Annotated in this window: 12 protein-coding genes and 1 pseudogene; 7 read left to right on the top strand and 6 right to left on the bottom strand. The window is 67.8% G+C overall.

The features are described from left to right. Positions 1–634 precede the first annotated feature (634 nt). Positions 635–1,048 carry a hypothetical protein gene (locus tag RHA1_RS54015; RefSeq protein WP_041810841.1) on the bottom strand — a complete coding sequence of 138 codons (414 nt, stop codon included), beginning with the start codon at positions 1,046–1,048 and terminating at the stop codon, positions 635–637. Positions 1,049–1,390: 342 nt separating this feature from the next. Beyond that, the gene (locus tag RHA1_RS35580) at positions 1,391–2,581 is read right to left on the bottom strand and encodes a Fic family protein (RefSeq protein ID WP_011593337.1); all 1,191 of its coding nucleotides are present in this window, start codon (positions 2,579–2,581) and stop codon (positions 1,391–1,393) included. Between the two features lie 452 nt (positions 2,582–3,033). Here RHA1_RS35580 and RHA1_RS53315 point away from each other — a divergent pair, with 452 nt between their 5' ends. From RHA1_RS53315 to RHA1_RS52330, 5 genes and pseudogenes are all read left to right on the top strand, one after another. Continuing rightward, the gene (locus RHA1_RS53315; protein ID WP_009472491.1) at positions 3,034–3,234 is read left to right on the top strand and encodes a hypothetical protein; all 201 of its coding nucleotides are present in this window, start codon (positions 3,034–3,036) and stop codon (positions 3,232–3,234) included. A gap of 389 nt (positions 3,235–3,623) precedes the next feature. Continuing rightward, positions 3,624–3,767 (top strand): hypothetical protein, encoded by a 144-nt coding sequence (locus RHA1_RS52335; RefSeq protein ID WP_016884935.1) that lies wholly within the window; start codon positions 3,624–3,626, stop codon positions 3,765–3,767. Between the two features lie 100 nt (positions 3,768–3,867). After that, complete coding sequence (locus RHA1_RS35570; RefSeq protein ID WP_237726811.1) at positions 3,868–4,122, top strand: hypothetical protein; 255 nt, start codon at positions 3,868–3,870, stop codon at positions 4,120–4,122. A gap of 567 nt (positions 4,123–4,689) precedes the next feature. Next, a complete protein-coding gene (locus tag RHA1_RS49695; RefSeq protein ID WP_237726812.1) occupies positions 4,690–5,319 on the top strand; it encodes a hypothetical protein in 630 nt (209 codons plus the stop codon). 258 nt (positions 5,320–5,577) lie between these two features. Then, a pseudogene (locus RHA1_RS52330) lies at positions 5,578–5,874 on the top strand (hypothetical protein); the annotation flags it as partial. Positions 5,875–6,181: 307 nt separating this feature from the next. Here RHA1_RS52330 and RHA1_RS52325 read toward each other — a convergent pair. Then, a complete protein-coding gene (locus tag RHA1_RS52325) occupies positions 6,182–6,712 on the bottom strand; it encodes an SDR family oxidoreductase (RefSeq protein ID WP_272942772.1) in 531 nt (176 codons plus the stop codon). A 222-nt stretch (positions 6,713–6,934) separates the two neighbouring features. Here RHA1_RS52325 and RHA1_RS35555 point away from each other — a divergent pair, with 222 nt between their 5' ends. After that, positions 6,935–8,449 carry a wax ester/triacylglycerol synthase family O-acyltransferase gene (locus RHA1_RS35555; RefSeq protein WP_011593341.1) on the top strand — a complete coding sequence of 505 codons (1,515 nt, stop codon included), beginning with the start codon at positions 6,935–6,937 and terminating at the stop codon, positions 8,447–8,449. A 953-nt stretch (positions 8,450–9,402) separates the two neighbouring features. Here the strand turns inward: RHA1_RS35555 and RHA1_RS35550 are convergent. After that, on the bottom strand, positions 9,403–9,822 hold the full coding sequence (locus tag RHA1_RS35550; protein WP_050787218.1) for a DUF1931 family protein: 420 nt from the start codon (positions 9,820–9,822) through the stop codon (positions 9,403–9,405). A gap of 346 nt (positions 9,823–10,168) precedes the next feature. Between RHA1_RS35550 and RHA1_RS35545 the strand changes: the two genes are divergently transcribed. Further along, positions 10,169–10,537, top strand: a complete 369-nt coding sequence (locus tag RHA1_RS35545) for a WhiB family transcriptional regulator (protein ID WP_009472503.1) — start codon at positions 10,169–10,171, stop codon at positions 10,535–10,537. 670 nt (positions 10,538–11,207) lie between these two features. Here the strand turns inward: RHA1_RS35545 and RHA1_RS52320 are convergent. Both RHA1_RS52320 and RHA1_RS52315 read right to left on the bottom strand, forming a co-directional pair. Beyond that, entirely contained in the window at positions 11,208–11,435 is a 228-nt protein-coding gene (locus RHA1_RS52320; RefSeq protein ID WP_011593342.1) for a hypothetical protein, read from the bottom strand. Positions 11,436–12,077: 642 nt separating this feature from the next. Further along, on the bottom strand, positions 12,078–12,620 hold the full coding sequence (locus tag RHA1_RS52315) for a hypothetical protein (protein WP_167540966.1): 543 nt from the start codon (positions 12,618–12,620) through the stop codon (positions 12,078–12,080). Positions 12,621–13,762 lie beyond the last annotated feature (1,142 nt).

Raw genomic sequence — 13,762 nt, 5'->3', positions numbered from 1 at the left:
CCGCGGCGCTGCTCCCGGCGCTCCGCGCCGGGAGACGGGGCGAGTCGCTGCGCTCCCCGCCAGGGAGCCGCTGCGCGGCTCGCAGTGGGTCGATTCCCGTTGCCGTCGATCGAGTCGCTTCGCTCCTCTGAGTTTCCGAGATTAGGTTCTCGCCTGCACTTTTCATCGTCCCGTTCGATCCGGTCCCCCGCACCCCAACGGGGCTGGAGAAGCGGGAGGGTGTGCCCGACCCGCCGCCCACTCGCCTTCCCGCACCGCTCCATGTCATACCCACAGCATACCACCCGGCACCCTCGAATCCCAAAACAGACGAAAAACTTAAAACACCCATATCTGTTGATAATCAACCTTTTTCGAACCTTACAATCTGAAAAACGTGCACAACCCACGTAAAAACTTACTCACCAAGTAATTACCCAAACATGTTGTCAATCAATACCTTTCAGAAACGGCTCGAAAACGGACGAAGCAGACACCCCCACGCCCGCCGACACCCCGGCGCCGGCACTCACCCGACAGGTCGCCGACACCCCACATCACAAACCGGAGACATGTCATCACACCAGGTCACAGCACCATTACGCCCGCGGGTGCCGAGGTCGCATCGATCCCACCCAGAATGGGCAGCAGAGATTCAGCAGCGGATCGCGTCGCTCGCGGCGACGCCTTGGGGCGGGAGCGCGTCATCGTGTTCGAGAGATTCTCCGATCAAGCCCGCCACGTGGTCGTCCTCGCCGCCGGCGCCGCCCGCACCCACCACCAGAACTGGCGTCGGCACCGAACACCTACTGGTCGGGATCCTCGACGCCGGCGGCCCCGGAACGGCAGCACTGACCTCATGGGGCGTCACCGCCCCGGCACTCGACAGCAAGCTCCAGGGCACCGGCGGGCTCCACCCCCGTCGCCGGGCACATCCCGAACACCGGCAAAAACGAAGAAGGTCCCCGAGGGCAGCCTCCGCCAGACCGCCCTGCTCGGGCACGAGGAAATCGGCACCGACCACCTCCTCCTGGCCCTGCTCGACGACCCCACCTCCACCGGCGCTCACGAATTCTATTGTTCCTCACCCGAACCCAGCGGACGCCGCGCGCAACCTCGACATCACCGAACGCGTTCATGCTGCAGTGGCACCAACGACGGGCGTTCAGCGCCTCCGCCTTTCGTGTCCTGCCTAAATCTTTCGTGTCCAGGATCACCCGCGCCGCCCTCGGTGGGGCTTGCCATCGCCGCCACGTCCGTGACCCGGCAGAGCGCCAGCCGACAGTGGCAGGTTCTGCGCTACCGTGTATTTCGTTGCTGCTGCGGAGCTCTCGCCGCCGGGGCCCTAACCGAGCAGCACCCGTCGCCGCGACGGGTGCCGAGGGCGCAGAGCGGCGGGCCCTGCGGAAGGCTACAGGTGCTCGGTGGTGCGCCTGCCGATGGTGGTGCTCAGGGCGTCGAGTTCGGCGAGCACACCGGTGGCGGCCCAGATCTGGTTGCGCTTGCTCTCGGAGAGCACCTCGAGCACCCCGGCCGCGGTGAGCCGGCCCAGCGCGCGGTACGCGCTGGCGTCGGTGGTGCCGGTGATCTGCTGGGCGGTGTCGGCGCCGAAGATCGGCGTGCCGAGGAGGGCGTCGATGATCTTCTCGTCGGCGGAGTTGCTGCGCGGCCGCGCGATATCGCGCCAATAGCTGGGGAGTTCGGCCAGGGCGCGGGCAGAGTCCTGCGCGGCCTCGCTGGAGACGATCGCCGCGCGGGCGACGTACTCGACGAACCCGTCGGCATCACCCGCCCGGTAGCGGGTCAGGTGGTCGAAGTAGCGGCGGGTGTCGGCGAGCATCACCGACGCCAACGGGACGGTGACCCGGTGGGTCAGGCGGCGGCGGCGCAGGATCGCGCTGATCAGGGCGCGGCCGATGCGTCCGTTGCCGTCGGTGAACGGGTGGATGGACTCGAGCTGGGCGTGTGCGATCGCGGCCTGCGCGAGGATCGGCAGGTCGGTGCGGTTCGCGAACTCCAGCAGGTCCGCCAGCAGCTCGTCGACCAGTTCCGGTGGCGGGGGCACGAACAGCGCGTCGATCGGGGTGTAGTCGCTGCCGCCGATCCAGTTCTGCACGTCGCGGAATCGGCCGGAGTCGCGGGCGGTGTAGTAGTCCGGTGCCATCAGCAACCGGTGCGCACCGAGCAGGGTGTCACCGGTGATCGGGCCGTCCCCGGCCGCGTCGACCATCGCGATCAGGGCCTTGACCGCGGCGAGCTGGGACTTGGCCTCCGCGCTGGACTTGCCACCGGCCAGCGCCTTGCCGAACGCGCGCCAGCCCGCGTCGATGTGCTCGATCTTCGACGACGCCACCGACTCGCTGCGCAGCAGGAAGTCCGACAGCGGCGCCAGGTGCTCGCCGAACCCTGCTTCGAGGCGGGCCACCGCGATGACCGCCTCCTCGTGCGCGCGGGCAACAACACCGACCAGATCGCAGTCGAGGGCGCCGATCATCGGCGGGATCATCACGTCGACGGTCTCCAGGGTGCGGTCCGCGCGCGAACCCTGCCGATGACGCGGGTTCCAGGGCCGAGTCTCGATACGATGCTCCGGCCAGATCACAGACCTTCTCCCCCTGGTTCGGTGCAAACGTAGACAACAGACATCTTAGCGTACTTTTACTACCTTAAACGTAGTCAACGACATTGATTGGTATACGCACGGCGGCAGGACACCCACCCCCGCAGGTCGGCGCCTGATGTCGTCCACGCCCGGCAGATCACCGCCCGGTCGGGTGACACCGTCACTCGTCGAACCCGACCCCGCACCGTGCCCCGAGCCATGCCGGAACCTGACTTCGCCGCGACCGAAACAACCTGCCCGGATTTGCCGCTCGTTCGAGAAGCTGATGGCGTTCGGCCGCCGCGACGAATGGTCTGACCACACCATGTCCGCCCACAATGATTCGGCACATCCTTCCAAACCTTCTGCGGAACTTAACAGGCAAGCGGTCAGGCGACGACAGGTCTGACGACAACGCCGACGACAACTCAACCCGTCGCGTCCCGGTCGCGGTGGTCGAGTCGTTGTTGGCCGCTCCCGATGCGCTGACACCCGCACAACCTGAAGAGCTTGTCGCGCAGGCGCGCCGCGTTCAGCGCGAATGGCAGATTCGGCTCCGCAACCTGGGCTACTTCATGGCCGACGACGGGGTGTTCTTCGGCTCGACCATCCTCGACACGGTGTGCAGCACACTCTTCTCAGCCGCACCCTGAACAACCTCTACAGCGGGCCGATCACACCGTTTCCACAACCGCGGGGACGACCTCGACGGATTGCATACGGCTCTGGCCGCCGCGTTCAAGGAGGTCGAGATCACCGTCGCTGTGTTCGCCGCCCGCCGCCCGCGACGTCCCGGCAGCTGATGCGCCGCGCGGGACCGCTGGCCGCGGTAGTCACCGGGATCGCGGTCTATCTGGCCGCGTTCATCTCTCACCCCCCCACAGGAGATTTGCCGCGGACACCACCGCTTCCCCGAGGACGTGCTCAACCAGTACGGACTCGTCATCGCCGAACAGCACTCCAGCCGAGCAAAGATGCCCACCGTGGCCGCGCACTGCACCCTCCACCTCGTCTCCGGCCCCGAACCACCCCCACCGTCTTCGTGGTCGATTGGCACGCGACCGGACTGGCCCTCGCCGGTGTCGTCCTCGCCGCCGGCGGCGTCTGGCTCCGGTGGCGATCCCCGCTCCGCAGCACGGACCGAACGAGTTGGGCCGGAGCGACCGCACCGCCGCGCTGCCTGTGATCCGCCGTTGCCGCCTGCCGACCGAGAGGAACCCCAGTGCCGACACCCAAACCTGACGACCAGACGACCAGACGACCAGACGATCGTCAGTCTGAACGCGGTGCGTCAGAGGACAACCGACGACCTACTGTCCGGGCACGTACCACTGACGTCGCTGCTGTACCGCCGACGCGACCGAATCGCCGCCGACCTACTCGTCTCCGACGTCCTCACCACATACATGCGCGGTCACGGGATCGGGCCGGCCGGGGTCATGGTCATGCTCGGCATCGCCGACGACGCCCGGGCCCGCGACCCGACCGCCGAACAGCGCGGGCAGATCACCGACGCGATCGCCGCGACGAGCGAGCGATAGGGGACGTCTAGCTCCGCTGTCCAGATGGCACTACTCGTCCGGGTCAGGACTCGACCGGGACCCACCGCTCCAGGCGGGCATGGCAGGGGAACTGCCCCGGGGAACGTCGCCGCGCATCGACTCGATCACCGTGTCCTCGCCGTCGACGCATGCGCGTGCGGATGGATCTGGCGGAGATCGTCGACCAGAGGCGCTCACCGAGCACTACGCCGCCGACTGCATGCCCTGCCCGCCACCGGAATCGCTCCACAGCTCCCCCCTCCGAAGCCGAGGTGTGCACGGGCAGAGTTGGCGGCAAGAGCGCTTCTGGTGTCGAGGACAGACATGCCCACCCTTCGTTGTTGCACCAAATTTGCACACCACTGTGGAAGTCCCGATCCGACAGCGAGCGCACCCCGGAAACTGTCAGCGTCCGATCCAGCACCCGTCGCCGAACCCGCAATCCGGTCCGGCGCGGCGTTCATTCCCGTCGCCTGCCGCCGCCGCACCATGGGCGAACTGGTAGACAGACCAGATGTGGTGGAACGCTCTGATCAGGAGGCCCCGATGCCACGACCATCATCATGGGTGAGGACGACGGCCTCCGCCCTCGGTGAGGAGCTGGCACGGATCGGTCTGACCGTCCCCGCCGACCGACTCGAGGACCTGCTCACCGACCGAGTCGCCGCCGTGGCAGAGCGGATGCACATCACCGAACGCACCGCCCGCCGGTACTTCGATCCTCACGCACTGCGCACCCTCGCCCGTGAACTGGCCCTGCGCATCAACGATGAGGCACCCGGCGCCGACCTGCTGACACTGCCCCGCACCATCGCCATGCCCCTGCCCACCCTCGGTGCGACAATCGCCGCCCTCGTCGAGGTCGCCGCCCTCGCCGGCGCCGACACCGGTCCCGACGAGCCGGCGACAGCGATGTCGATGATCTCCACCCTCGGCGTCCTGACCAGAGAACACGACGGTCACCTTCCCACTGTCTGGGTGCCGGAGCCACTCCTCGTGCGAGCGGTGCGGCTCATCGAGAACACCGCCGACCTCGTGCACCACGGCTGCACACTCCCACCAGGCGTCGCCGAGGACGTACGCCCCCACCTGCGGAAGGCACTGAGCGACGACGCCGCCCGGCTACGGGCACTGACCCCCCACACCGGCCGACGGACCGGCCCGGGCCTGTGGGCGGTTCCCGACGATCCCCGGTGAACACCGCGACTGCTGCCCCGAATGCCTTCGTGACGCAGAAACGCAGGAGAAACGAGATCTTCTGGGTAGTGGCTTCGGTGTCCTCGGCCGGTTTGCTCACGGACAGGTTGAGCGTGGGCAGCCCGTACTCGTCGGTCGGTGTGGTCCCGGTGACCACACCGCCGCCCGTCGAAGTCAACGCTGCCGCCCGTGCCGATGGACGTCACCCATTCCGCGCCTTTCATTGTCGAGGTGTTGCGTCGACCGGTTGAACCTGGTCGGTTCCGTTCCGGAATGTTCGTAGAATTGTTGGCCTGCAATGGCTTACGAGTTTCTATGAGAAGGTTGGGGCATGGGTGACAATGCGGCGATGGAATCGTTTTTCGCGTTGCTGCAACGCAATGTCCTCGACCGTGGCCGCTGGAGCAGCCGTGAGGAACGACGGTTGGCGACCGTCGGGTGGATCGAGACGGCCTACCACGGCGGCGCCGGCAACGCGGTTTCGGTCGACTGAAGTGCTGCCACACAATCATCACCGGCAGCTGGAAAAGACCGCCAGCAGCGGCCCCGCGATGACGCCCAGTGAAATCCGCGGTCCTTTCCACCCATCATCCGCAACACGCCTCCCGATCACATCCGGGACCCGACATATTCCCAGATCAGAGCATTCGCCCGGGCCACGGCTCTATCCTGTCCATCCTGCGACACTCGCCGTCTCACGTCAGGACGAGGACCGACAGGCGTCCGCGCGGTGAGAGAGCGCGGTGACCTCGACCGTACGATTCGCGTCGTTGATCAGATACAGCCTTTGACTACTCGAGACCGCCGTCGCTCTGGAGAAGTTGGGCGTTGATCCCTCCGCCCTCCGCGGGGCAGAGGAACGTCACCAGATTCGCGCAAGTCCTGCGGTATACCGAGGCGTCCCAGAGATGTGCAGGTGATCATGTGCGCCTTCTGCTGTTCGGTTCATCCACCCGGTGTCGGTCGGTCCGGGATTGATCGCGTTACAGGTCACTCCCAGATCGGCAAGCTCACGGGCGGCGGCCAGCGTGATCCGGTCCATCGCCCCCTTGCTCGCCCCACAGGCCAGGTTGCCGACGGTGTGATCGCTGGTCAGGCTGACCACCCGCCCGGTACCGTGCTGACCGCGAAATCGCAGCCCGTACCCCCGGATCAGCAGCCACGACGCCCGCGTACTGACCGCGAAGTGCCGATCGAAGCTCTCCACCGTGGTGTCCAACCGGCCGGAATCGACCGACTCGCAATGGCAGAACACCAGCGCGGCGACGTTTCCCAGTTCGCGCTCGGCGCTGTCGAAGAGCCGATGGGTCAATCCCACTTCTCTCACGCTCCCCCGGCGGAGGTTCTTTCCGTACTCGGTGCGATCGCCGAGTTCTCTGGTGTCCGGACACACCGGGAGGTCCGCACGAACCCTCGCTGTTGCCCGCGTGCGGACGCACCGGCGGCGCAATTCGAAAATCGGTGTGCGCCAATTCGAAATTGTCGAGCGAAGCTCAGCGCGGATTCGGTCAACGACCTGCTCGGACACCACGGGGGGCGCGCCGCGGCGTAGCGTTGGGGTGACGCCTTGTGGGCTCGCCCAGCACGTTGGCTCACCCAATCCAGGTAAAACCTTATGCACCAGCTCAGTTCACTCGATGCGCAGTTCCTCGACGCCGAGACATCCACCACCTGCACCCATGTCGGGATCCTGAGCGTCCTCGGCCCCACCACACCGGGTGGCGGGCTCACGGTGCAGGCCCTCCGGGCGCTCGCCGATGGCCGATTACACCTGGTGGGGCCACTGCGGTGGCGGCTACAGCAGGTACCTCTCGGGCTCGACCGGCCCTACTGGGTGGACTCCGAGTTCCTCGACCTCGGCTATCACATCCGGGAGGTCACCCTGACCGGTCCCGGCACCGACGAACAGCTCGCCGAGCAGATTTCCGGTCTCGCGGCACGTCCACTGAGCCGCGACCGGCCCCTGTGGCAGTGCTACCTGGTGAACGGGCTCACCGGTGGCCGGCAGGCGATCTACACCAAGGTGCACCCCGCGGTGATCGACGGCCTGACCGCGGCGCAGGCTCTCGCGGTGCTGATGGACACCACCCCGCAACCCCGCACGGTGCCGCACCGGTTCAGCGACGAGCAGTACCAGGCGGCCGGCGCCCTGGGGATGCTCGGCAACAGTGCCTGGCATCTGGCCCTGTTGCCCGCGCGGCTGATGTGGTCCTCGCTCCGGCTGGCACCGCACCTGCCCGAGCTCGCCGACGCTCTCACCGTCCCGGGCGCGGACCTGCTGGGCACACTCGCCCGGGGGCTGACCCCGCGCACATGGCGGCGGCCGGCCGACGAGGCGACGGCCGGGGCACCGGCACCGGCACCGGCACCGCCCGACACCCCATTCCCCGGCCCCGACACCGCGCGCCGACGATTCGCGTTCACCTCGCTGCCACTCGGCGAGGTCGATGCGGTCAGGACCGCGCTGGGATGCACCGTCGACGACGTGGTGACGGCGCTGTGCACCACCGTGCTGCGGCGCTGGCTCATCGACCACGATGCCCCGCCAAACACGACGCTGGCCGCGGCCATGCCGATCGCACGGCGCACCGACGCACAGTTCGCGGCCGCCGACCATCGACTCTCCCTCCTGCCCATCGCCCTTCCGATCAACGAAGCCGACCCGGCCCGCCGCCTGCACAAGGTGCACACCTCACTCACGGCGGCACCCCAACGTTTCCGCGCCGCACCCGCCACCCTCGTCCGCGACGTCGGCGCCGCGCTGCCGCGAGCACTGCGCGGCCCGATCTCACGCACACCGCTGCGGGCACTGACCATGCCCACGCCACCGGTCAACCTGATCATCTCCCACGCCGCCGGCCCTGCTCGGCCGCTGTACACCGCGGGCATCGAGGTAACCGGGAACTTCCCCGTCTCCGCCGTCAGCGACATGACCGGCGGCATCACCATCGCCGCCATGTCCTACGGCCGGCACCTCGACGTCGGCATCATCACCTGCCGAAACCTCGTCCCCGATGTGTGGGACGTCACCGGCCAACTACACCAGGCCCTCTCCGAACTGACCGCGTGCACCCGCAACGTCCGATACCTGCGCCCCGCCCGTCCCCCGCACCGACCGATGTCGAGGTAACCGCGCTCTCGTCATCGGCACCACCATCTACCGACCCGAAAACGCAAATAGTCCCGGCTCTACCCGGAGGCGATTTTGCGTGGAGGCCGTCCTGTCGAGACGATCCTTGGGCAGGAAGGATTTTCGAGGTTGGCGCGGCGCTCGATTTCCGTCTACGAGGCCGACCGGCTTCAGCCGGGGCCGGCTACCGGAACGCCGCGTCGGCAGTTCCTCGAGGGGAACGGATCGTCGCCACTGAGCGAATCGGTGATCTCGCGATACGCCGGTGGTGGGGCGGCGGCGGCAAGTATGAGTTCGTCCGCGCAAAGGTGCCGGATGCGGCCGTTGGCGAAATGCACGGTCGAATCCGATACTGCCCCAAGGCTTCCATCAGCATGCGGATCAGGTCCAGATGGGAACCCTCCGACCGAAGGGGTCAGGCGGCCGGAGGATCCGGGCTCTCGCGCGGGTTTGCCGTCCGAGGCCACGCGGCAGCACGCGCATCGGATACCCCTATCCGACCGGTTCACTCCTCGAGCCGACAGGCGCATCGGTCCAGCGCACCGAGGGCGCCTGCCGATCGCATCGGTGACCAATGCCAGGGGCACGGGGATGGGTGCACGGCGGCTCGCCGTGCACCTTTTCCCACGAGCAGCCTGCGGACGTTCGACGGTCACCGCAACGTCGACATGAACATCACGGGGCGCCTCCGGACGGAACTATCCCATCACTGAACATGGAATGTGCTGTGCCATAGCCAGATTGACCGGACAGGCGGCGAACGACACGATGCCGATGCTGTCGTCGACGCGTCGGACCATCCGGCGCATCCTGCCGCCGCACCCGATCGGGTATTCACCTCAGCCGGCCCGGGCACTGCGTTTCACCCGCAGCCTCGGTCGGCATCGGCACTTCGGCGACCCGGGACGGGACAACCCTTCGGTCTCAGAGGTAGAGGTCGAGAGGGACACCGATCATCGAGCGGTGTCCGACCGTGGGGGCGCACCGTCTTCACCTCGGGATACGGTGCGGAAGGTCCGCGCGAACCTCACGCGCAGCCCGCCGGTGGTGTCGCGGGCAGCCACGACCGGGGTTTCGGTCGCGAGCATCCGGTCGAGCGACGGATAGCCGGCCAGCCACCCGAGGATCGGCTCGACTGACAAACGGTGACCTGAGCCTCGCGGAACAATCGCTGTTCTCCTGTAAACCCATGTGATCGGTATGTCCGTACAATCGATGATGTTGTGGCGAAGGGCCGCGGCAACCGCCGCGGCGACGAAGAGCAGATCGCATATTCTCCTGGCGCCAACCTCGCCGAACCGGCGACAGTCGCCCCTGCCGACGCCGCGAGCGGCCACCACCCGAAAGCTGTCCTCGAACTGATCGAGCGTCATCTTCCATCCCACCCCGGGTGGCCGGCAGGGGAAAGTCGCATACGTACAGCACAAGAGCCACAAGCCTCCCGAGGCGGGAGCCATGACACGGCATCACCCCGATGGGGCCCACACCGCCACCGCCACCGCCACCGCCACCGCCACCGCCACCGCCGAGGATTGGACACTGGACCGCCTAGCGCAGACACCAGGCCATCCGCACTACCCGTCAAACCAAGGTGCCCGGTTTGTTGTCCGGAACGAGCCGCAACCGAGACCCCACGACACATCGACAACACAGAAATTCAGTTTCCGGAGTCCGGATCTGCCCACAGATCCTCCCGTTCGGGAACGAAAGGAACCGCACTTGCTCCCCGCCCGAACCCCATCCACGCCGACCCACCAGGTCCTGAGCGGACCCGAAGGGTGGCGGGACAGCGCCGCGTGCCGCGGTATCGAACCGTCGATGTTCTTCTCCCCCGACAATGAACGCGGCATCGCCCGAAGTCACCGCGAATCACGGGCCCGGCAGATCTGCCAGGACTGCCCCGTACTCACCCAGTGCCGCGAGCACGCCCTGACGACGGGCGAACCGTACGGAATCTGGGGCGGCATGACCGAAAACGACCGCAAACGACACACCAACCGAGCTCGCCGCCGCGAGCACCGACCCCTCGCGCCCCGGCACGCGACACCGGCCACCGCCGACGCCCTGCACCTGAGCTCCGCCCGGTAACGAGCGCGTCCAACGCGGCATCCCGACGACCCCACCACCCCACGGAGAACCCCAGCTCCAGCACCAGAATACGAACCAGATCAACGGTTTTGGACCAACCAGAGTCCGGTGGAGCATCGCCGATCGAGACGCCCGAACGCGTCAACGACGCGATGCTCCCGGCCCCGAAAGCGAGCACGGTGCTCTCCGAAGCGGCGAAACACCGATTGTCACCGGTCGCGATGACGAACTGCCCTCCCGGAGCAGCGAAGGTCGCCGACCGCAGCGGGCCTCCGGTTCCTCGACCCTTTCAGGTTCGGGCAGGTTGAGCGGGGGCAGTCCGTTCTCGCCGGTCGCAGCGGCGGCCGTCATCGCAGCCTGAGCCGGATCGGGATTGCCCTCGCCCATCGGGTCGTTCGCCACCCCCACGGCGGCAACGCAGGCGGCGGTGATGCCCAACGCGGCTGCGGTCTTCACGTATGGGCGGCCACCCGAAGGGCCACGCATTCCCCGGGCTTTTAGTCGGTAGTCGCTTGGCCGGCCCCCGGCACCGCACCCGCGGTGCGGGCGCCCGGGGGTTGTCACGAGGGTTACCGCTGGCGCCGCCGAACAGAGAAGCGTCCGGAACGCCTGGACACCGAGCACGCGGCCCACGCCCCGAGCGGGTCGAGTTCCTCGAGTCGCTCTCGAGTCACTCTCGGGTCGCTCTCCGCTCTCGGGTCGAGTTCCTCGAGTCGCTCTCGGGTTGCTCTCGGGTCGCGTCGTCACCCGTCTTCGCCAGCCGCTGCCACTTGCCGGAGAGAATGAAGAACTCGTCGAGGACCGCGATCATCAGCGGTAGCTGCGAGCCCTCGATCTTCTTGTGGTGAATGTAGGCGTTGCGGGCCATCATCTCGGTGTGCAGCGCACGCACGAACATTGCCGCGCGGAGCGCGTCCTACACCATCGCGCCACAACCGGGGTAACCCTCGAGTGCCGTCGAGTTCGATCATCTTCGGATCGACACCGACGAACGGGATGCCACGGCGCACCGCCTCGGTCAGCAACCGTGCGGATCACGAACCCCTTGCCACCGCCGGTCGGGCCCACGATCACGCAATGCGGCCGGTTCGAACGCGTCGACACATCCCAGAACATCGTCAGGTCCGCCGCGCCGGTCGCATACGGCAGGTGCCGCAGGTCCGCGCCGACCAGGGCGAACGGGTACTCCACCCCGGTCGGCACCGCAGCCACGAGCCGCATCACCAGGGGGGCCCTGCGAAGGGGTCCACTCCGTGGTCCAGGTCCGGCCGGACTCGTGCACGCCCGCAAGAGATGCCAGGGCTTCGTCGACCTTCGCTTGGAAGCCGCGGGCACCGGAGTTCATCGACGGCTCGAACGTGCTCTCGACGCCGTTCTCGAGCCGTTCTCGACGCCGTACTCGTCGACCGAGTCGACGGTGACCCTCGCGTCCTTGAGGATTGCGCCGGCATCGAGCGCCGCCTGCAGCGCCTTGTGCCGCGCGGAGCGAGTGTCGGGGATGACTTCGGCGCGGGTGATGAGGATTCGATTCCTGTGCCCCTCATGCTCGACGCGGACCTCCCACTTGCCGCGGCCAGCGAATGCCTCCTCGATTGCCCGGGTCAGCTCGTGAAAACGCCTTCGGCCGGATCACGGTGCCGGGGTGCAGTGTGATCGCCGCCCGGCAGACGGTCCGTCGCCGGGGAGCCAGTGACACGATGACCTTCCGGCGACGGTGACCGGTGGTCTGACGCACCACGGATTCGAGCATCCGAGTCGACTTGTGCGCGCGGTAGCGGGACACATCGAGCGCGCACAGTGCGGCAGCGCCAGCGAGCAACGGGCCACTGGTAGCCGTGCAGCTGGGTGAGGGACGTCGGTCGCGGTCTCGTTGCCGTCGACGGCCGGCAGCAGCCGTGGCGCGTACACCGCCGCGGCGGCGCCGGCCCCAGCGATCGGTGAGGTGGGGGTGAACCGGCCGATGCGCGCCCGGTCGGGCGGCCGAATCGACCTGCGTGCCTGCGCGTGCGGTGTCGCAGTCGCCGAAGATCTCGCGGTACTGCTGAACCACCCAGTCCTCGACCGGGTCACGACGTGCGTTCACCGCGGGCTCCTTTCGCTCGGCCCGACACCACTGCGGGAGTGATGCGGGAGCACTGTGGCAACAAACGCGCGCCGGGTTCAACGGGGTATGTGGATAACTTCCGAGCGGCGCGTTCGACGAATCGTCCCGAGCCTGTCGGTGCCCCACGTAGAGCATCCCGGCGACCCCCGGACCCCAGCGGTCCGCGCGCCGCTCACCGAGACCCGGTGTGTGCCGCATCGCACGCCGTGGCGAAGCAGGCATCCAGGGGACTCGTTCGCTGTGTCGGCGGTGTTCGCCGCACGGTGCCGGAACGGTGCGGGTGCGGCCGCGGACCCGCCCGCCGCAGCGCTCCGAACAGCAGTCGCGGACCCCCGTCGCAGAGCGCTCGAATCAGCGGTCACGGACCCCCGTCGCAGAGCGCTCGAATCAGCGGTCGAATGAGCGGTCGAGTTCCGGGCGTTTCGACGGTGATTCGACCGCTGCGGCGAGCACGTCCGAGCACGCGTGTGAGACGCCTCTCCGCGAGCGATACCGGCAGGGTCGGTGCGGCGGTCGACGCGGTCCCGATGCCGGCGCGGCGAGTCCACGAAGGGCGCGCCGAACCGGCGCCCCGCTGCGCGGTCGACACAGCACCGCCGCAGGCGTGTGACATGGGGCGTCCCGAAATAGGTTGGCGCGGCGCAATTTCTAGTAGTACACTCCCCCCTAGGCCCGAAGGGCCGGGGGGAGTGACCCCCGAAGGGGGTGGGGTTCCCCCGCTTTTCCGGACGCTCGATTCGGACGCCCGTTCTCATGCCACGACAGAGCACCCTCCGATCGGTGCCGCAGCACCACCTGTTCGATCCCCATTTCGAGGGCAATAAGACGCGCACTCGTGTGCGCCTGAACACGGGCGGTCCGGCACCACATTGCAGCGCTGAATTTCGCGCTTCCACGGCCCTGCCGCCACCGTTGCTCCGCCGGGTTCTCCGGGCACCACCCCACCGGGCGGCCCGTTGCGGTGCTCGGCGGGCCCCGATCTCTGACCGAGAGGGGGTCAAGCGCACACCGAACCACCCACCACCCGTCAGAGGTCCACGCGCGACACCCTCACCGCCCACGCAACCGATGCCCGCGCCCAGCCCATGCGTGGGTCACCAGATGGCCGAAAAGCACGCACC

The organism is Rhodococcus jostii RHA1 (assembly GCF_000014565.1).
Lineage (GTDB): Bacteria > Actinomycetota > Actinomycetes > Mycobacteriales > Mycobacteriaceae > Rhodococcus_F > Rhodococcus_F jostii_A.
Note: the sequence above shows the minus strand (reverse complement) of the source record. Positions and strands in the feature narration are given on the sequence as shown.